Origin of the sequence: Pannonibacter indicus (assembly GCF_001418225.1) — a bacterium.
Classification (GTDB): domain Bacteria; phylum Pseudomonadota; class Alphaproteobacteria; order Rhizobiales; family Stappiaceae; genus Pannonibacter; species Pannonibacter indicus.
This window is the reverse complement of record NZ_LIPT01000019.1, coordinates 21,204-40,772: the sequence shown is the minus strand read 5'-3', so window position 1 is coordinate 40,772 and position 19,569 is coordinate 21,204. Positions and strand designations below refer to the sequence as shown.

Annotated in this window: 17 protein-coding genes and 1 tRNA gene; 9 read left to right on the top strand and 9 right to left on the bottom strand. The window is 63.6% G+C overall.

From position 1 onward, the window contains the following. Positions 1 to 38: 38 nt before the first annotated feature. The 4 genes from ASC48_RS17925 to ASC48_RS17910 form a co-directional block, all read right to left on the bottom strand. On the bottom strand, positions 39 to 1,298 hold the full coding sequence (locus ASC48_RS17925) for an ABC transporter substrate-binding protein (protein ID WP_055457065.1): 1,260 nt from the start codon (positions 1,296 to 1,298) through the stop codon (positions 39 to 41). Between the two features lie 35 nt (positions 1,299 to 1,333). Then, positions 1,334 to 2,506, bottom strand: a complete 1,173-nt coding sequence (locus ASC48_RS17920) for a PLP-dependent transferase (protein WP_055457052.1) — start codon at positions 2,504 to 2,506, stop codon at positions 1,334 to 1,336. Then, complete coding sequence (locus tag ASC48_RS17915; RefSeq protein ID WP_055457051.1) at positions 2,503 to 3,228, bottom strand: FadR/GntR family transcriptional regulator; 726 nt, start codon at positions 3,226 to 3,228, stop codon at positions 2,503 to 2,505. The genes ASC48_RS17920 and ASC48_RS17915 overlap by 4 nt, the downstream gene beginning before the upstream one ends. 272 nt (positions 3,229 to 3,500) lie before the next feature. Beyond that, a tRNA-Leu gene (locus tag ASC48_RS17910) sits at positions 3,501 to 3,588 on the bottom strand. 550 nt (positions 3,589 to 4,138) lie between these two features. Between ASC48_RS17910 and map the strand changes: the two genes are divergently transcribed. Both map and radC read left to right on the top strand, forming a co-directional pair. Then, positions 4,139 to 4,972, top strand: a complete 834-nt coding sequence (gene map, locus ASC48_RS17905; protein ID WP_055457050.1) for a type I methionyl aminopeptidase — start codon at positions 4,139 to 4,141, stop codon at positions 4,970 to 4,972. 73 nt (positions 4,973 to 5,045) lie between these two features. Beyond that, the gene (radC, locus tag ASC48_RS17900) at positions 5,046 to 5,783 is read left to right on the top strand and encodes a RadC family protein (RefSeq protein WP_055457049.1); all 738 of its coding nucleotides are present in this window, start codon (positions 5,046 to 5,048) and stop codon (positions 5,781 to 5,783) included. Positions 5,784 to 5,789: 6 nt separating this feature from the next. Here the strand turns inward: radC and ASC48_RS17895 are convergent, their stop codons facing one another. Continuing rightward, positions 5,790 to 6,662 carry a hypothetical protein gene (locus ASC48_RS17895; protein WP_055457048.1) on the bottom strand — a complete coding sequence of 291 codons (873 nt, stop codon included), beginning with the start codon at positions 6,660 to 6,662 and terminating at the stop codon, positions 5,790 to 5,792. 375 nt (positions 6,663 to 7,037) lie between these two features. Here ASC48_RS17895 and ASC48_RS17890 point away from each other — a divergent pair, with 375 nt between their 5' ends. Continuing rightward, a complete protein-coding gene (locus tag ASC48_RS17890; protein ID WP_208975810.1) occupies positions 7,038 to 9,239 on the top strand; it encodes a putative bifunctional diguanylate cyclase/phosphodiesterase in 2,202 nt (733 codons plus the stop codon). A 78-nt stretch (positions 9,240 to 9,317) separates the two neighbouring features. On the opposite strand, the gene cueR is transcribed toward ASC48_RS17890, so the two are convergent. The 3 genes from cueR to ppdK are packed head-to-tail and all read right to left on the bottom strand — an operon-like array spanning position 9,318 to position 13,350. After that, positions 9,318 to 9,719, bottom strand: a complete 402-nt coding sequence (gene cueR / locus ASC48_RS17885; protein ID WP_055457046.1) for a Cu(I)-responsive transcriptional regulator — start codon at positions 9,717 to 9,719, stop codon at positions 9,318 to 9,320. Position 9,720: 1 nt separating this feature from the next. Beyond that, entirely contained in the window at positions 9,721 to 10,683 is a 963-nt protein-coding gene (locus ASC48_RS17880) for an ArgK/MeaB family GTPase (RefSeq protein WP_055457045.1), read from the bottom strand. Positions 10,684 to 10,686: 3 nt separating this feature from the next. Further along, positions 10,687 to 13,350 carry a pyruvate, phosphate dikinase gene (ppdK, locus tag ASC48_RS17875; protein WP_055457044.1) on the bottom strand — a complete coding sequence of 888 codons (2,664 nt, stop codon included), beginning with the start codon at positions 13,348 to 13,350 and terminating at the stop codon, positions 10,687 to 10,689. 355 nt (positions 13,351 to 13,705) lie between these two features. Between ppdK and ASC48_RS17870 the strand changes: the two genes are divergently transcribed. Together ASC48_RS17870 and ASC48_RS17865 are read left to right on the top strand one after the other, a co-directional pair. After that, a complete protein-coding gene (locus ASC48_RS17870) occupies positions 13,706 to 15,499 on the top strand; it encodes a tetratricopeptide repeat protein (RefSeq protein WP_055457043.1) in 1,794 nt (597 codons plus the stop codon). A gap of 7 nt (positions 15,500 to 15,506) precedes the next feature. Continuing rightward, entirely contained in the window at positions 15,507 to 16,418 is a 912-nt protein-coding gene (locus ASC48_RS17865; RefSeq protein ID WP_055457042.1) for a 4-(cytidine 5'-diphospho)-2-C-methyl-D-erythritol kinase, read from the top strand. A gap of 3 nt (positions 16,419 to 16,421) precedes the next feature. Here the strand turns inward: ASC48_RS17865 and ASC48_RS17860 are convergent, their stop codons facing one another. After that, complete coding sequence (locus ASC48_RS17860) at positions 16,422 to 17,357, bottom strand: polyprenyl synthetase family protein (protein WP_208975814.1); 936 nt, start codon at positions 17,355 to 17,357, stop codon at positions 16,422 to 16,424. 247 nt (positions 17,358 to 17,604) lie between these two features. Here ASC48_RS17860 and ASC48_RS17855 point away from each other — a divergent pair, with 247 nt between their 5' ends. The 4 genes from ASC48_RS17855 to ASC48_RS17840 all read left to right on the top strand — a co-directional run bounded on the left by ASC48_RS17855 (position 17,605) and on the right by ASC48_RS17840 (position 19,555). Then, a complete protein-coding gene (locus ASC48_RS17855; RefSeq protein ID WP_055457040.1) occupies positions 17,605 to 17,838 on the top strand; it encodes a putative signal transducing protein in 234 nt (77 codons plus the stop codon). Position 17,839: 1 nt separating this feature from the next. Beyond that, a complete protein-coding gene (locus ASC48_RS17850) occupies positions 17,840 to 18,673 on the top strand; it encodes a tRNA1(Val) (adenine(37)-N6)-methyltransferase (RefSeq protein ID WP_055457039.1) in 834 nt (277 codons plus the stop codon). A 144-nt stretch (positions 18,674 to 18,817) separates the two neighbouring features. Continuing rightward, entirely contained in the window at positions 18,818 to 19,150 is a 333-nt protein-coding gene (locus tag ASC48_RS17845; protein WP_055457038.1) for a hypothetical protein, read from the top strand. A gap of 72 nt (positions 19,151 to 19,222) precedes the next feature. Beyond that, positions 19,223 to 19,555 (top strand): NHLP leader peptide family RiPP precursor, encoded by a 333-nt coding sequence (locus ASC48_RS17840; RefSeq protein ID WP_055457037.1) that lies wholly within the window; start codon positions 19,223 to 19,225, stop codon positions 19,553 to 19,555. Positions 19,556 to 19,569: the final 14 nt, after the last annotated feature.

The window sequence follows — 19,569 nt, the reverse complement described above, 5'->3', positions numbered from 1 at the left end:
CAGAACGCCGCCAGGGTAAGGCTGACGGGAAAGGGCAGTTATTTCTTGGCGAGAAACTTCTGCTGCGCCTTGGTCATGTATTCGGCCCACTTGGCGGCCAGCTCTTCCGGCGTGATGTCGCCGAGCAGGGCTTCCTGCGATGTCTGGATCGCCAGGGAATCCTTGAAATAGGCGAACTCTTCCAGATAGGTCGGCATGGTGGTCGGGATCGCGTCCGGATCCTCCAGAACCTTGAACCAGCCCTTGAACTGCTCGCTGGCATAGAACGGATCATCGGACGCAGATTTCAGGGCAGGCAGCGCCCCGGTGCGCTTGTTCCAGGTCAGGTTGCCTTCCGGTCCTTCAAGCGTCGCGATCAGCTTCCAGGCGAGATCCTTGTTCTGGCTCTTGGCCATCATCGACCAGCCGGCATAGCCGATGGTCGGGAAGGTCTTGCCCGACGGTCCCTTCGGCATGGTCGTGACGCCGAAATCCTCCGGCTTCATGTGCTCGGCAATGGCAATCAGCGCATCGGGGTCCTGGTCCAGGAACGCGCAGGTGCCACTGTAGAAGCCGGCGACGATCTCGTTGAAGCCCCAGTTGATGGAATCCTTCGGCGCATAGCCATTCTTGTAGAGATCGATCAGCCAGCTGATGCCCTTCTGCCAGCCCTCGCTGTCGAATGTCGACGTGCCGTCTTCATTGAAGAAGGCATTGGACCCGGCCATTGTCGCGCCGAACATCACCCAGCCATTCAGGCCACCCGGACCGCCGCGCAGGCAGTAGCCGTATTTGCCCGGCAGGGCGGAGACCTTGCGGGCGGCTTCGGCAAACTCGTCCATGGTCACGGGCGGTTCGGAAACGCCGGCTTCCGCCAGCAGCTTCTTGTTGTAGAACATGGCCCGCAGATAGAAGCCATAGGGCAGCATATAGGCCGTGTTGCCGATGTCGCGGCCAAGCTCCAGAGCCCGGTCGGACAGATCTGCGGTGACTTCCCAGTCGCTCAGATAGGGCTCCAGGCTCTCCAGCATGCCGTTATTGGCATAGAGCGAGAGCCAGGTGTCCGGCATTTCCATCACATCGGGAATCTCGCCGGCGGAAACCATTGTGGCGAATTTCTGGAACGCCTCGCCCCACGGCAGGGAGATGATCTCGACCTTCTTTCCCGGATTTGCTTCCTCGAATTGCGCGACGATGGATTTCAAGGTCTCCGTCCGGGCCGGGCTGGTAATGACTTCAACCAGCTTCAGCGTCGTATCGGCCAGTGCCGTACCGGACATCATCGAGGCCAGCAGGCCCACTGTCAGCATTCTTTTCATCATTGTACTTCCCCTCTTTTTGAAGACATTGATTTTTATTGGTTTTGGGAGGCAGCAAACGCAGCCTCCAGATCGCGCCACAGGGCCGTGGTTCCCTCCAGGCCCACATGGATGCGCACGGACCGGGGGTCGATGCCGAAGGCCTGTGCCGAATTGGGCTGCGCCTTCTGCTGCAGGACGGCCTCGCCGGGGACGATCAGGCTTTCGTGGCCGCCCCAGCTGACCCCGAGCTGAAACAGCTTCAGGTGATTGCAGAAACCGGCGATGTCCGTGCCCTCGCGCAAAGTGAAAGAGAACAGTCCGGAGGTTCCCTCAAGGCCCGGCGGCAGCCGGTTCGCAAGCGCGGGATGGAACACCTCGCCGACCTTTTCATGGGCTTGCAGACGCCGCGCGATTTCCAGCGCCGAAGCCTCATGCGCCTTCATGCGGACCGGAAGCGTGCGCAGGCCGCGGATGAGCAGCCAGGCATCGAAGGGCGACAGCTTGCCGCCGAGATAAGGCAGAGCTTCGCTGCGGATGCGGCCGATCAGCTCTGCCGAGCCTGCAACAACCCCGGCCACAACGTCGCTGTGCCCGCCCAGATATTTGGAGGCCGAATGCAGCACCAGATCGGTGCCCAGCGCCAGGGGACGCTGAAAGACCGGTGTCGCCCAGCTGTTGTCGATGATCGAGATGACGCCTTCCTTGCGCGCCAGTGCCGCCAGCGCCCCGACATCATGGGCTTCCATGACCCAGCTCACCGGGCTTTCGAGATAAAGGATCCTGGCACCGGGAAGAGCCCTGGCGACCGCATCCTCATCGTGGCCGTCCACATAGGTCACCTCGACACGCATACGCTTCAGGATCGTGCCGAACAGGCGGAAGGCATCGGGATAGACATGCCGCACGGCGACGATCCGGTCTCCCGGCTCAACGAAAGTCAGGATGGAAGAGGCAATGGCGGCCATCCCGCTCGCGAACCCGAGCGCATCCTCGCCGCCCTCAAGCTTTGCCAGCATTTCCTCGAAGAGCCGGACGGTGGGGTTTAGGCCGCGCGAATAAACCGGGCGGACTTTCTCGCCGCGGTAGGTCTCCAGCATTTCCTCATAGCTTGCGAATGTAAAAAGCGACGTCTGCACGATGGGCGGCACCACGGCGCCATAAGCATGGGCCTCATCGTGAGCCGCGATCAGGGAAAAGGGATCCAACGGGCTGGGACCGTCATTCATTTGGACATTTCCTTAATATCTTCCTCGACCACATCGAGAATTTTCAAGGTTTCGCGCCGCGCCGCCTCCGTGTCCTGTGCGGCAATCGCGTTGAACAGGGTGCGGTGATAGGGAAAGGAGCGGCGGGCAAAATCCGCCCGGTTGAAAGGCCGGTCCCAGAAGCGCTCGAAAGCCTCGCGCATCTGCTCCAGAAGCTGCCGGAACAGCGGATTGTGCGTGGCATCATAGATGGACAGGTGAAAGGCCAGGTCCTCCGGACCGGAGGTGCCCTGCTCCAGATGCACCCGCTCCATCTCCATGAGCTTCAGCTCGATGATGGCAAGGTCTTCGCTGGTCCGCTGCCGCGCCGCGACAATGCTGGCTTCCGCTTCGAGGCCGCGCCGGACCTCCAGCGTCTTCAGCAGCACATCGCGCAGGTTCGCCGTGTCCAGCGACAGCGGCATATGGATCGTGGCGGAAGTCACCGGCTTGATCAGATAGGTGCCGCTGCCCTTGCGGGTTTCCAGCACGCCCAGCGCCTGAAAGTGACGGATCACCTCGCGGATGGTCGAGCGGCCGACCGCCAGCGCATCCATCAGCTCCCGCTCGGCCGGCAGCCGGTCACCGGCCTTCAGCCCGGCCTGCGAGACATAAGCTGCCAGCGCTTCCGTCACCTGGCGCACCCGGTCCATGGGCGCCAGCGGCGCGATCACCGGTCTGCTGCTCTCCCCGCTACCCCTCATGCCGCCCCGTCCCCTGCATCTAAATTGGTCTGACATCTTACCAAAACGGCTGCATGAAAGTTTGTCAAGGGGCGTTCAAGCCAAGGCTCCGGACGGCCCGCACCTCCAGCCCCCAAAGGCCCAAGCACCGCAGAGCCTTAACCGGCATCCGCGGGTTCAGGTCCACTTGCAGCAGATATGCCGGCGCCCGCGGCCAATAACCGGCCGGGCGGGCATACGGATCGGGGCGGAGAACTGGCGGCGGTATGCGGATGATGAGGGCTGATGCAGTCTGGTGCGGACGACGGGACTCGAACCCGTAAGCCGTTTGAGGGCGGCGGATTTTAAGTCCGCTGTGGCTACCAGTTTCACCACGTCCGCATGTCAGAGCCGGAGCAAAGGCGGGCCCTTTGATGGGTCCTGTCCGGCAGTCGTCAGGCCCCCGATAAAAGGGCACTGGCCGGTGGCCGGGGAGGCTGTCTCCTGCGCGGGGTATGAGGTAGCGGCAGCCGCGTCAGTCTGCAAGTGCAAATTGGTGCGGACGGGCGGGCCCTTGCCGGGCCGGCGGCAGGCCGTTTCCGGGCCGGCAAGGTCGGTCGCGGTTCTGCGTGCTGGCCGGGCCAAGGGCGGTTTCCGGCTCATCTCCGGCTGCTGAAACGGCCTGCCACTGCCCTTTCCCCCCGCCTCTCCACCCCATGGCAGGAAAATTCTCCTGCGGGGGCTGACACATCTTTCCTTGCAAGCCGGGGCCGCTCATATTAGGCGACAGAACAGACAGGCGAGCCCCATGACAACAGGCAGCATGCCGCCCCGGTCAGGTGCCCCGCGCCAGAGCACCACGGCCTTGCGCGCCAGGGCCCCAAAGTCCCATGCGCAGCGGGTTCTGGACCTTAGGCACAGGGCGGAGACGAATCGGATCAGAACGGAACCTATGGTCACTTATATCGACGCAGCCACCGCCCCGCTCAAGAACACCGGCCAGGTGCGGCTCTATTCGCCGGAAGACTTCAAGGCCATGCACAAGGCCGGCCAGGTGACGGCCGAATGCCTCGACGGCCTTGCGGATCTGGTGAAGCCGGGTGTGACCACCCAGGAGCTGGATGATTTCGTCTACCGCTTCGGCCGCGACAAGGGCGTGCTGCCGGCAACGCTCTATTACCGGGGCTACACCAAGTCGAGCTGCACCTCGATCAACCATGTGGTCTGCCACGGCATCCCCAATGACAAGCCGCTGCGCGAGGGCGATATCGTCAACATCGACGTGACCTTCGTCGTCGATGGCTGGTATGGTGACAGCAGCCGCATGTATCCGGTGGGCGAACTGAAGCGCTCGGCCGAGCGGCTGATCGAAGTAACCTACGAGTCGCTGCTGCTGGGCATCGAGGCCGCCCGCCCCGGCAACACCACGGGCGATATCGGCTATGCCATCCAGACCTTCGTGGAAAAGGAGCGCTGCTCAGTGGTGCGCGATTTCTGCGGCCACGGCGTCGGCCGCCTGTTCCACGACACGCCCAACATCCTGCACTATGGCCGCAAAGGCGAAGGCATCGAGCTGAAGCCGGGCATGATCTTCACCATTGAGCCGATGGTGAACCTCGGCAAGCCGCAGGTGAAGGTGCTGAGCGACGGCTGGACCGCCGTCACCCGCGACCGCTCGCTCTCGGCCCAGTTCGAGCATGCAATCGGCATCACCGACACGGGCTGCGAGATCTTCACGCTCTCGCCCAAGGGCCTGCACCGGCCCGGCTTCGACAAGGCCGCCTGAGCAGGAGAGACTGTCCGGAGCAGCCTGACCTCCCGCATACCTCTCTTCAGCTCTTCAGACCACGGAACGCGGCATGCCGAAGGACGACACGGGCGACAAGACGGTTGAGGCGCAGGGCGGCCTTTCGGAGCGCGCCCCCGCGCCGCATTATACCGGCCACCGGGAGCGGCTGCGCGACCGGTTCCGCCAGCACGGGGCGGATGGCTTTGCCGATTACGAGCTGCTGGAACTGTGCCTGTTTCTCGCCATTCCGCGCGGCGACACCAAGCCGCTGGCGAAAGCCCTGCTGCAGCGTTTCGGCTCCTTCACCAATGTGCTGGCTGCCTCACCGGCCCGCATTCAGGAGGTCAAGGGCGCCGGGGAGAAGGTGGCCGATGCGCTGAAGCTGCTGCAGGCCTGCGCCACCCGCTATGCTAGAGGCGAGATCGTCGACCGCGAACCGCTGTCCTCCTGGTCCAAGGTCGTCACCTATGTGCGCGCCGCCAGCGGCCATGCGGACCGGGAAGAGTTCCGCATCCTGTTCCTCGACAAGAAGAACGGCCTCATCGCCGACGAGGTGCAGCAGCGCGGCACCGTGGACCATACGCCGGTCTATCCGCGCGAGGTGATCCGCCGGGCGCTGGAGCTTTCGGCCACGGCCATCATTCTGGTTCACAATCACCCAAGCGGTGATCCGACGCCCTCACGCGCCGACATCCAGATGACGAAGCAGATCATCGACATCGCCAGGCCTCTGGGCATCGAGGTCCATGATCACATCATCGTGGCGCGCGGCGCGGAAATCAGCTTCCGGGGCCTGCAGCTGATCTGAGGGCTGTCACATTGAGGCCGGACCGGCTCCACGTTCATGCGCCCGGTGCGCGGCTTCGCACAGCCAGCCCCAGAACATCAGATACCAGTCGCGCACGCCGGCGAGGAAGGCAGGCGTCAGCTGCAGCTCCCCCTGTTCGCGGCGCTGCGCCAGCCACCCGGCTGCCTCCGCCTTGTTGATGACATTGCGCACATGGGAATGGGAGATGCCCAGCTGTGCAGCGGCCTGCCGTGCGGCGAAGGGCCGCCAGGGAGCTTGTTCCGGCGCGCCGTAATGGCCCTTCAGCAGGATCAGCGCCAGCCGGTCGCCACAGTCGAACCGGTCGAACCAGGGCCAGGCACCTTCCCCCGCCAGCAATTCCCGGGTCAGGCGCACCATGTCATGGGTCTCGGCCACAAGGCGCAGGCCATAGACGGGATCGGTCTGCAGACGCTGATGAAGGTCCGGCCCCGGCAGCGGCAGCCCGGCCACTTCGGCACAGGCCAGATGGTGGGACAGCCAGGTCTTGAGACCGTTCAGCATCAGCTCCGTTGGCTCCAGCCGCTTTTCGCGCCGGTTGCCGGAGGCCTCAACCGCCCGCACATAACCGGCCAGCTTCAGCAGGCCAATGAAGCTCGCCAGCGTGCGGCTGCGGCCCATCTGCTGCTGCAGGACGGACAGCGTGGCGGCCTCCCCTTCCCCAAGCTGCGCCCGGCAATGAAGGATCGCCAGCAAGCCCGCCGCATGGGACTGCAGGCTCTTGCCGAAGATCTTGTTGATCAGCCGCTCGCCCATGTGCATGGGCAGGATGTTCTCCGCGCAGCGCAAGATTGCGGCCGCATAGGCATCTTCATCCATATGCTGCGGCCAGTTCCCGCGTGTTTGCGCAACCTGATCCATGCGGCCTCCCGTTTCAGCGGCACAATACCAGTTCCAGCTTCCAGGAAAAGATCCCGAATGCATCTGCGGCGGCCCGGCCGTGCCTGAGATTGTTTGAATCTTCAAATGCTTAAACGCCAGAAAATGACGTCACGCAATCATCGCTTCCTGCCGCCATAGCAAAACAGCCGGGGACCTCTCCAACAGGCCCATTCTTCAATGCAGCATTACAATTTGTCTATTCATGAACTGGTCTTAACCAAATCCATCCGCCATTCCTTAAGTCTTTTCCCGGAGATTAATTGTCAGAAGCCGGGAGCAGATCGCATGGATCAAGGCATAGGGACGCAGGGAGGGAAGATAGCAAACACAATCATCATTCCGGTGATTGGCGTCATGCTGCTTGCGGTCCTGTTTGTTTTCGCAATTCTCATCTGGTCTTCGGCCCTGACCGATACTGCCGCAGAAGACAGCGAGCGCAGTCTGATCGAGGGGTCTCTGACGATGCAACTGGATCAGCTGAGCAGCCAGCAGGAAGCTGCCGCGGTCTGGGATGATGCCTATTTCCGGGCAAAGCGCGGCTCGGAAGAAGCCGCGTGGCTGCTGCACCAGATCGCCATTTCACTTGCGAACGTGCATGGCCATACGAAGACGGTGATCCTGAACCGCGATCTGGAGGCCATCGTCGCCTATGATGACGATGGTGCAGCCAACTGGCTTGACGAGACACTGCTCAACGCCCTTAGCGGACCGGTAGCCCGGGTCAGGGCCAGCTACATCGCAAGCTTCAAAAAGACACCCTCCGGCGCCTATCGCTTTCAGCCGGACTACCGGGCCAATCACCGCACCATCTTCGAGAATGGCGTCGTCCTGGCAGGCGGGCGCCCGCATTACTTCAGCGTAACCGCAATCTCTCCGCAAACCCACAACATCGGCGCAGATCGGGATGCGCCAGCCGTGCTTCTGAGTTTCGTCGCCATGACCCCTTCGGTGCTCGGCCGCCTCTCCGGAATGGCGGGGATTTCCGGGATTGAAGCAGGACCTGTTCAAAAGGGCAGAAGAGACCTCGCCTCCATCCTTGTGCTGGACCCTTCGGGCGAGCCGGTAACGCGCCTCAGCTGGCGCTCGTCCCGCCCGGGATCTCTGATGCTCATGCGCATTCTGCCGGTGCTGGTCCTGCTCGTCCTGGCCATTGCCGCCATGACCGCCCTTCTGCTGAACTATGCAAGGCAGTCGACACGCAAGCTCGCCAACAGCGAAGCCCGCGCCATCTACGCCGCCCAACATGACAGCCTGTCCGGCTTGCCGAACCGCGACTATTTCAACCGTATGCTGGTGGAAGCGCTCGCAAATGCTCACGACGAGCGCAATGGTAAAGATCTGACGGCTGTCATCTACATCGATCTCGATCACTTCAAGGACATCAACGACACGCTGGGCCATGCGGCCGGCGATGAAGTCATCAAGGCCGTGACAGCGCGCCTGCGCACCATCGTTCCGCCCACGGGCATGCTGGCGCGTATTTCAGGCGATGAATTCGCCATGATCCTGTCGGGCTGCCGCTCGCGCTCCCTCATCGAATATCAGCTGAGCCATATTCAGGACGAACTGAGCCGCCCGCTGCGGGTTGCCGGAAACGAGTTGTATGTCAGCCTGTCCATGGGAGCAGCCATTGCTCCGCAGGACGGCACCACCGCAGGGGAGCTGCTGCGCAAGGCGGACATCGCACTCTACGATGCCAAGGCCAATGGCCGCCGCCGCTGGTCCTTCTTCGATCCGGCCATGGAAGAGCATGTCCACACCCGCGACAAGATCGCCCGTGACCTGCGCCGTGCCATCGACAATGACCTGCTTTCGGTCGCCTATCAGCCGCAGCTGGACAGCCGCACCGGCCGCGTTGCCGCTGTGGAAACGCTGGTGCGGTGGACCCAGCCGGACCATGGGCCGATCAGCCCGTCCATCTTCGTGCCCATTGCCGAAGAAACGGGCCTGATCAACGATCTGGGGCTCTGGGTGCTGCGCCGTGCCTGCCGGGATGCCCATAACTGGCCGGACATCACCGTTTCGGTCAATATTTCACCGACCCAGTTCCGCCATCCGCGCTTCATCGATCAGGTGATCGAGACCCTCTCCGCCTTTGACGTTGCGCCCTCGCGCCTTGAAATCGAGGTGACGGAGTCCGTCTTCGCCGGCAAGGATGACACCGTGCTGACCGCCATGAAGCGGCTGAAGGAACTGGGCCTCAAGATCGCGCTGGATGACTTCGGCTCGGGCTATTCCAGCCTCAGCTACCTGCGCCGCTTCCCCTTCGACATTCTGAAGATCGACCGGGACTTCATCTCCCCGGTGGATGAGAGCCCGCAGGCGCAGGCGATCGTGCGCACCATCATCGATCTTGGCGCGGCCCTCGGCATGACCGTGGTGGCCGAGGGCATCGAAACCGCACCGCAGGTGCAGTTCCTCACCAGCGCCGGCTGCGAGCGCATGCAGGGCTATTACATGGGCCGCCCTGCCCCGGTCCAAACCGTCTCCGCCCTCATCCAGAGCATCAGCCTTGACCCGGTGATCCTGCGTCCGGCCAACCGCCTCGCTGGGTAAGACCGTGCGGCGCTGAAGCATTTTCAAGGCTTGATGCGTCAGCATCGAATGCCTTGGCATAACAGCCCCCCGGCACGTTCAGTGTCCTGACAGCCCGTCAATGATGGCGCAGTCCGGACAACTGTCGCCCCGGCAGGCCTCAATCATCGCAGTGAGATCGTCGCGCAGGTCCATGAGCTGACGGATCTTGGTTTCCAGTTCCGCCAGATGCGCCTCGGCCACAGCCTTCACACGGGCGCTGCTCCGGTGCGGGTTCTGGCGCAGCTCCAGCAGGCTGCGGCAATCCTCGATCGAAAATCCCAGGCTGCGGGCCCGCTTGAGAAACTGCAGCCGCTCCACATCCGCCGGCGAATAAGCACGGTAGCCGTTGTCCTGCCGCAGCGGGCGCACCAGCCCGATGTCCTCGTAATAGCGCAGTGTCTTGGCCGGAAATCCCGTCAGTTCCGAGACTTCGCCAATGCTGCTGCCGGCCTTTTTCATGTCAGGTCTCCGTTGCAGCCTCGTCCGGCACCACCTTGACCACCAGACGGCGGTCCGCCAGCCGCATGGCCGCGAAGGGCCCCCCCGCAGCACGGATCAGCGCCGCCGGGGCGAGAAGATGACTTCCAGCCTGACCATAACGGGTCTTCAGATAGTCCGCCACCCAGGCCTCCTGACGCTGGGCAAAACGCCGCGCCGCAAGCCCGCCAGCCTCCAGAAACACCCGGTGCGCTTCAATCGCCTCATGCAGTGCCTCAAGGCCGCTGCCATCCTGCGCACTGACCGGCAGCACCGGCACCTGCCAGCCCTCGCGCTCCCGGTCGCTCAGGGACAGAGCACCCTTCACATCCGCCACCGCACGGGCCGCATAGGGGCCCATATCGGCTTTGGTCACGACGATGATGTCGGGCAGCTCCATGACGCCGGCCTTCATGAACTGCAGGCTGTCGCCGGAGCCCGGCTGGATGCATAGAACGAGCGTATCGACCGCAATCGCCACATCCGCTTCCGACTGGCCGATGCCTACGGATTCCACGAGCACCGCCTCGCGCGCCGCCCGCATGACAGCAATGGCCGCCAGTGCATGATCGGAGAGCCCGCCAAGCCGGTCCCGCGCTGCCATGGAGCGGATGAAGATGCCCGCATCCTCAGGGTCTGCCGTCAGCCGTGTCCGGTCGCCCAGCAGCGCCCCGCCCGAGCGGCGGGAAGAAGGGTCCACGGCAATGACACCGGTGGTCTTGCCCGCGCCCCGCAGCGCCTTCAGCAGGCTGTTGGTGAGCGTCGATTTGCCCGCACCCGGCGGGCCGGTCAGACCCAGCACATGGCCCGCCCCCTCCCGGCAGGCCGCATCCAGAAAGGCATCCACCTCCGCCTGCCCGTGGCCGGTCTCGATCCGGGTCAACGCCCGGGCAAGGGCGAGCTTGCCCCCGGCCTTGAGCGCAGCGATGGCCTCACTACCCTTCATGCCTCATGTCCGGCGCAGATAGGACTGCGCTGCCGCAAGCCGGGCAATGGGCACGCGGAAGGGCGAGCAGGACACATAGTCGAGGCCGACGCTTTCGCAGAAGGCGATCGACGCCGGGTCACCGCCGTGCTCGCCGCAAATGCCGAGCTTGATGTCCGGCCGCACCGCCCTGCCCCGTTCGGCTGCGATGGAGATCAGCTCGCCGACACCATCCCTGTCAATGGAAACAAACGGATCCTGCTCGATGATGCCCTTGAGCTGATACGTGCCGAGGAAGGACGCCGCATCATCACGGGAAATGCCGAAGGTGGTCTGCGTCAGGTCATTGGTGCCGAAGGAGAAAAACTCCGCCGTGGCGGCAATGTCGCCAGCGCGCAGGGCAGCGCGCGGCAGTTCCACCATGGTGCCGACCTGATAGGACACGGCAACGCCGGTTTCCTTCGCCACGGCCTCCGCCATGGCGTCGATGCGCCCGCGCACGAGGTCCAGCTCCGCCTTCAGGCCCACGAGCGGCACCATGATCTCCGGCACCACCGGCGCACCGGTCTGCCTGCCTGCCTCGACAGCCGCCTCGAAGATAGCGCGGGCCTGCATCTCAGCGATCTCCGGATAGGAGACCAGCAGGCGGCAGCCGCGATGGCCGAGCATTGGGTTGAACTCTTCGAGGTCCAGCGCCCGTTCGCGCAGCTTCCCCGCGTCAATGCCCATGGCAGCGGCGACTTCCGCAATCTCTTCATCGGACTTCGGCAGGAACTCGTGCAGCGGCGGATCCAGCAGGCGGATCGTCACCGGCAGGCCATGCATAATCTCGAACAGCTGCACGAAGTCATCCCGCTGCATCGGCAAAAGCTTGCCCAGCGCCGCGCGGCGGCCCTCCTCCGTGGAGGCAAGGATCATCTCGCGCACGGCAATGATGCGGTCGCCGTCGAAGAACATGTGTTCGGTGCGGCAAAGGCCGATGCCTTCGGCCCCGAACTGCCGTGCGGCGCGAGCATCCGCCGGCGTTTCGGCATTGGTGCGCACCTTCATGCGCCGCACCTCGTCTGCCCAGCCCATCAGCGTGGCAAAATCGCCGGAGAGCGCAGGCTGCAACATAGCCACCTCGCCCACCAGTACCTGTCCGGTTGCCCCGTCAATGGTGATCACATCGCCCTTGGCAAGCGAACGTCCGCCCGCCGTGAGGGTGCCATTGCGGTAATCGATGCGGAGCGCACCGGCGCCGGAGACGCAGGGCTTGCCCATGCCGCGCGCTACCACCGCCGCGTGGCTTGTCATGCCGCCCCGGCTGGTCAGAATGCCTTCCGCCGCATGCATGCCGTGGATGTCTTCCGGGCTGGTCTCAACGCGCACCAGAATGACCTTGTGGCCGGCAGCCTTGGCCTCTTCTGCCTCTTCCGAGGTAAAGACAATGGCCCCGCTGGCCGCCCCCGGGGATGCCGGAAGACCGGTAACGAGGATGTCGCGCTTTGCCGCCGGGTCGATCGCCGGATGCAGCAGCTGGTCCAGCGCCTGCGGCTCGACGCGCAGCACCGCTTCCTCGCGGCTCAGCAGCCCTTCGTCCGCCATGTCGACGGCAATCTTCAGCGCCGCCTTGGCCGTGCGCTTGCCCGAACGGGTCTGCAGCATCCACAGCTTGCCGCGCTCGATGGTGAATTCCAGATCCTGCATGTCCCGGTAGTGGGCTTCCAGCCGGTCGCAGATGGTCTGGAATTCGGCAAAGGCCTCCGGCATCAGCACCTCCAGGGAGGGCCGTTCGGACCCTGCCTCAAGCCTTGCCTTCTCGGTGATGTCCTGGGGCGTGCGGATGCCGGCCACCACGTCCTCACCCTGTGCATTGACGAGGAACTCGCCATAAAGCGCCTTCTCGCCCGTGGACGGGTTGCGGGTGAAGGCAACGCCCGTGGCGGAGGTTTCACCCATGTTGCCGAAGACCATGGCCTGCACATTCACCGCCGTGCCCCAGTCGGCCGGAATGTCATGCAGGCGGCGGTAGGTCTGGGCGCGGGCGGTCATCCAGGACTCGAACACAGCACCGATCGCCCCCCACAGCTGATCCATCGGATCCTGCGGGAACGGCCGCTCCAGCTCGTCTTCCACCAGCGCCTTGTAGCGCTCGACAATGCTGATCAGTTCTTCGGTGGACAGATCCGTATCCAGCGAGTGCCCGGCCTCATCCTTCACCTCATCGAGGATTTCCTCGAAGGCGTGGTGATCAAGGCCCATCACCACATCGCCATACATCTGGATGAAGCGGCGGTAGCTGTCATAGGCAAAGCGGCGGTCACCTGCGGCCCGCCCGATGGCTTCGACCGTCACATCGTTGAGACCCAGGTTGAGCACCGTGTCCATCATGCCGGGCATGGACACTCTTGCACCGGAGCGGACCGACACCAGCAGCGGGTTCTGCGCATCGCCGAAGCGGCGGCCGGTCAGTTCCCCGGCTGCGGCAAGGGCCATCTCCACCTGCTGCGCCAGATCGTCTGGATAGGTCTTGCCCTTGTCGTAATACCAGGTGCAGACCTCTGTGGTGATGGTAAAGCCAGGCGGCACGGGAAGGCCCAGATTGCTCATTTCGGCAAGATTGGCCCCCTTGCCGCCGAGCAGGGTCTTCAGACCCGCATTTCCTTCCGCAGTTCCATTGCCGAAGCCATACACCCACTTGGTCATGCTGCATCTCCCGTTACGCGTCCCGCTACCGGGCTGCCTCCTCCGGCGGAAAGCTGAACGCTGACCTCGCGCCCGTTATTCCTGCAATGCCGGACCGGAGCGCACAAGGCTTTTTTGCACCGCAACGCAAAGCACCAGTTGAACAGGGCTTGGCAATTGGCCGAAGGTCGAATGCGGCAACACGTCTGACAACCATCAGGCAGGCATCGCGAAGCTTTGTGATAAATGTGATCAGGTGGTACCACCAAAGCCGGGGCTCCGGCTTGCCCCGGCGCCACAAAGCCGCCATCGTATCATGAAGATGTGGGTTCACATGGAATCACGATGGCACATACCATCGGTCCTGAGAGGTAAGATGACGACGTTGACCGACGTTCCGGCGCAGAAGCGCAAGATTTCCGCGAGCCGTTGCAGCCGCCTGCTGCTTGGCGTGGCGCTTCTGATGGTCCCGGTGCAGGTGCAGGCCTCTTCCGGCGAGCCGGTAGCAACACAGCCGCAATATGGCACCCCTCAGGATCTTCCCGTCACCCAGGCAGGCAGCTATCTGGCAGCGCGCCTTGCCGCCCGCTGGAACGATTTTCCCTCGGCTGCCGCCTTTTTTGAAGAGGCGCTCGGCACCGATCCGGAAAACGGCCTCCTGGTGGAACGCGCTTTCATGCTACGCATGGCCAGTGGCGACTTTGAGGACGCACGCATTCTTGCCGAGGACATGCAGGCCCTCAAGATCCGCAACTTCATGGCAAGCCTCCTGAAAAGCCTTGATCTGGCGCGCGGCGGCAGCTTCCGTGAAGCCTCCCAGACGCTCGAAAGCGATGGCGGCGGTCCGCTTTCAGATCTCACCGCCGGCATTTCCAAGGCCTGGTTCGACCTTGGAGCCGGCGACCTGAAAAAGGCTCTTGCAGGTCTTGATGCGCTGAAGGGCCCTGACTGGTTCAATGTGTTCAAGCACAACCATGCCGCCCTGATGGCCCAGCAGGCCGGACGCATGGACATCGCCCTGACGCGGATCAAGCAAGCCTATGAAGCCGACCGCGGAGCGCTGAAGGTTGCCGACACTTATGCCATTCTGCTTGCCTCGGCCGGCAAGAAGAAAGAGGCCATCGCCGTTCTGGACCAGTATGATCAGCTGATCCCCAGCCATCCCATCCTCTCCCAGACCCGCGCCCGGATCGAGAAGGGTGAGAAGTTTGGCCCGGTTGTCGCAGACCCTCTGATGGGAATTGCCGAGCTTCTAAGTGGCCTCGGCTCGGCTATCGGCAATGATGGCGCAGAAGAGCTGGGCGCTGCCCTGCTCAACCTGTCACTGGATCTCAACGGAGATGGCGATTTTGCCGCTCTTGCCCTTGGCGGGCTTTATAACCGGCTGAATGCACCGGACCGGGCCATCACCGCTCTGGAGCGTGTCCCGGAGAGTTCACCGTTGAAGCGGGACGCGGAGATCCAGATCGGTCTCAACTTCAACGCCCTCGAAAAGGTGGATGAGTCCCGCCAGCATCTTCAGGCCCTCATCGACAAGGACCCGGCTGATCTTGAGGCGATCATTGCGCTTGGCAATGTTCTGCGGTCCCGCGAGATGTTTGCAGAGGCCGAGGTGGTCTATACCAAGGGCATCGACACGGTGGACAAGCCTCAGCCGGAGCATTGGGGCCTTTATTACAACCGCGGCATTTGCCGCGAGCGGCTGAAGAAGTGGAACGAGGCGGAGGTGGATCTGCGCACGGCGCTGGAGCTTTACCCGGACCAGCCGCAGGTGCTCAATTATCTGGGTTATTCGCTCGTCGATCAGGGCATGAAGCTCGATGAAGCGATGCAGATGATCCAGACGGCCGTCCGCCTGCGCCCGAGCGACGGCTATATCGTCGACAGCCTGGGCTGGGCCTATTACAGGCTCGGCCGCTACGAGGAAGCGACGCGGGAACTGGAGCGTGCGGTCCAGCTGCGCCCGGCCGATCCGGTGATCAACGACCATCTGGGCGATGCCTACTGGAAGGTGGGGCGCCGTCTCGAGGCACGGTTCCAGTGGAACCATGCCCGTGATCTCAACCCGACTCCGGAAGATCTGGCGAAGATCCTCGACAAGATCGACAACGGCCTGCCCGATACGCCTGCGGCCGTTGAAGCCAGCGCTCCGCCGAAGAACGGCGGCTGATCCGGCCATGAGGGGGAACGGAACATCATCCGGCGCGGACACCGCGCCGGTTTTTTCCTGCCTTGCCAGAGCCAAGATCAATCTGGCCCTGCACATTACGGGGCGGCGGGAAGACGGCTATCACCTGCTGGACAGCTTCACCATCTTCGCTGAAACGGGCGACCAGCTGAGCCTCCGGACCGCGGCAAGCTCTTCCTTCACCGTCTCCGGCCCCTTTGCCGCCGCGCTGGAAGGCGGCGGCCCGGCGGACAGCAATCTCGTATTGCGCGCCATCGCCGCGCTGCAGAACGCGTCCGGCCAGTCTCTGCCACCCTTTGCCGTGCATCTGGAAAAGAACCTGCCGGTCGCCTCCGGTATCGGCGGCGGATCGGCGGATGCGGCTGCCGCCCTGACACTGGTCCTGGAGGCCACAGGCCTCGCGGTGCCTACGGATGCGCTGCAATCCATCGCGCTGGATCTCGGGGCGGACGTGCCTGTTTGCCTCGCCGGGCGGCCGGCCCGCATGTCCGGCATCGGCGAAACCCTTGCTCCGCTGCCCCCCCTGCCCCGCTGCGGCCTGGTGCTGGTCAATCCGGGCATGGCGGTGAGCACGCCTGCCGTGTTCCGCGCGCTTCAACGCCGCAACAATGCGCCCCTGCCCGCACTGCCCGAAGAGTTCACCTGCCGCGAAGATCTCATCCGCTGGCTGGACGGCACCCGCAACGACATGCAGGCCGCAGCCATCGCCCTGTCACCGGTCATTGCGGAAGTGCTGGCTGCGCTGGAAGCTCACCCGGCAGCGGAGTTCTGCCGCATGTCCGGCTCCGGCGCCACCTGCTTTGCCCTCTGCGCGCCGGAGGCAGCGGGCGCACTTGCAGATGACCTGCGCCAGCGGCACCCCGGCTGGTGGATTGCAGCCAGCGAAGTGAGCGCCGGGTAAGCCTCAGCTCACCCGGGCGATGCAGAATTCGACGGCCTCGCGCAGGGCGTCCGTCAGCGGGCCCTGCGGCAGTTCATCAAGGGCGGCCATGGCGCTGGCGCCATACTGGCGGGCGCGGACAATGGTTTCCTCGATGGCGCCGTGACGGCGCATCAGGGCAATGGCTTCCTCAAGATCGCCGTCGCGGATGTTGCCCTCTTCAAGGCAACGCTTCCAGAAGGCGCGCTCACTGTCCGTGCCGCGCTCGAGCGATACGACGACCGGCAGCGTAATCTTGCCCTCACGGAAATCATCGCCAACCTGCTTGCCGAGATCCGCACTGGACCCGCCGTAATCCAGCGCATCATCCACGAGCTGGAAGGCAAGGCCGAGATCCATGCCATAGCGGCGGGCAGCCGCACGCTTGGCCCCCTCGACACCGGCGATCACAGGCCCGACCTCGGCAGCAGCGGCAAAGAGCGCAGCGGTCTTCGCCTCGATCACCTTGAGATACTGCGCCTCATTGGTAGAAATGTCCTTGGCCGCCCCCAGCTGCATCACCTCGCCCTCGGCGATGATGGCAGAGGCTTCGGCGAGAATGCGCAGGGCCTCCAGCGAACCCACGTCCACCATCATCTTGAAGGCCTGGCCGAGCAGATAGTCGCCGACGAGAACGCTGGCCTGGTTGCCCCAGAGCTTGCGCGCCGCCAGCTTGCCCCGGCGCATGTCGCTCTCGTCCACCACATCATCGTGCAGCAGCGTCGCCGTGTGCATGAACTCGACGCTGGCCGCGAGGATGACATGGCCCGTGCCGCGGTAGCCGAACATGTCCGCCATGGCGAGGGTCAGCATTGGCCGCAGACGCTTGCCGCCCGAGTCGATCAGATGCTTGGCAATCTCGGGGATAAGCTCGACATTCGAGCCCGCCTTGGACAGGATCAGATCGTTGACCTGCCCCATGCCGCCTGCCGTCAGATCGACGAGCGGCTGGATTGCGGGCTTGGCTTTCTTCAATTCGGGTGCGGAAGCGGCGACGGCTGCCAAAACACTCTCCCAAGGCTGGTTTTGGCGGACAATAGGTCGCCGAGCGCCCCCCCGCAAGGGATCAATCGTTTGACAAGGCAGTGAACAGTGTTGTTCACCACCGGAAAAGACGCATAAACCATGTGTCTGCACTGCGCTCTATTCAGAGAGGGAAACCGGGATCATGGAAGAACTGCTGAAGACCAATGATCTGGTTCTCATTTCAGCTGTGGGAGCGATGTTTGACGAAGCCGGGATCGCGCATTTTGTCGCGGATGCCAACATGAGCATTCTGGAAGGTTCGCTCGCCATGATTCCCCGGCGAATCCTTGTCCCTGCCGATCAGATCACCGCCGCACGCCGCCTGATGCGCGACGCGGGCCTTGGCCATGAGCTGACGCCGGAAGAAGGGCACTGACATGACGAGCCCCGTCCATTCTGCCTCTGACCTTGCTTCTGAAGCGCTGCCGGAAGGCGTTGCCACCACACGCGATGCCTTTCTGGGCGGGCTTGTCACCGTCGAGCAACCCGCAAAGGGGTTCCACCGTGCGGGCCTTGATGCGGTCTATCTGGCAGCTGCCCTGCCCGATGGCACAAAGGGTCATGTGGTGGATCTGGGCGCAGGTGTTGGCACAGCAGGATTCTGCGCGGCAGCGCGCCTGCCGGATATTCGCGTCACCCTGGTGGAGATCGATCCGCTGGCCGCCCTTCTGGCCCGGCGCGCACTGGCTGATTCCCTCAATGGTGCCTTTGCACCCCGCGTGAGCGTGCTGGAGGCCGATATCACCGCCAAGGGTTCCCAGCGCCATGCGGCGGGCCTCACCCCTTGCATGGCCGATCACGTGATCATGAACCCGCCCTATTATCAGCCCGGCCAGTTCCGGGCCTCGCCCTCGGGCGAGCGGGCCAGCGCCCATGTGCTGGACGAGCGCGGGCTGGAGCCATGGGCGAAGACCGCAACGGATATCCTGCGTGAAGGCGGCACGCTTACCGTCATCTTCCGTGCCGATGGCCTGCAGGAACTGCTGGATGTGTTTCAGGGCCGGTTCGGTGCCATCGACATCATCCCCCTGCGCCCGCGTGCCGATGCTGCCGCCACCCGCATCCTGCTGCGCGCCATCCGCGCCAGCAAGGCGCCGCTGCGGCTGATGCCGGGCTTTGTCCTGCATGAGGGCGATGGCTCGGACTTTCTGCCCGAAGCGCGCGCCGTCATGCGCGACGGCAAGGGGCTCGGGATACAGCCAAGGCCCTGAAACGCCCTGACCGGCAGATTTGGGGTCAAGTTCTCCGTCCGCCGGGAACTCCCGGTAGATCTCGTGACAAGGATGCTTCACCAGCGCCCGGCAGGGATGGCGAAGCAGACCGGAGTTCATGAGAATACCAGGGAGTAGAAGCTCATGTCTGAACTTGATCCGCTTACCCAGGCCCGCCAGCACATCGAGAAGCACCTCATCCTGAGGGCCTCGTCCGATGCCGCCTTCCGCGAGCTGCTGAAGAGCAACCCGCATGCGGCCATCAAGGAGCTGATCGGCAATGACCCGATCCCCTCCTACAAGATCACAGTGGTTGAAGAGGCCCCGGGGGAAGTCGTCCTCGTGCTGCCGCGCTCCATCGGGCAGGACGAATTGCCGGACGATCTGCTGGACTTTGCCTCCGGTGGCACCAGCTTCTCGTCCTTCATTCTCTACGGCCCGCCGTATCCGGATGGCGGCGGCTGCAAGAAGAAGTAACTGCTGACAGTCACCGGAGGGTGTGATGGTCACGCCCTCCCTTTTCAGAGAGCATTCCGGGGACCCATTTACATGCCGGCCCATGATCCGATTGCACAGGCGCGCCAGCACATTGAAAAGGCGCTGATTGAAAAGGCTATCGCTGACAGCGCGTTTCGCGAGGACCTGAAGGCCAATCCGCACGCGGCTCTCAAGGCCCTGCTTGGCACCGACCCTATTCCGGCCATGAAAATCACCGTTGTGGAAGAAGCTCCGGGCGAAGCCGTGCTGGTTCTGCCGCGCAGCATTGCGCAGGACGAGCTGCCGGATGAGCTCTTGGACTTTGCTTCCGGCGGAACGAAGTTCTCTACCTTCCTAGAGTACGGCAAGGACGGCCGGCCGATCGGCGGGTCAATGTGCAAGTAACGCCCTGCGGCGTA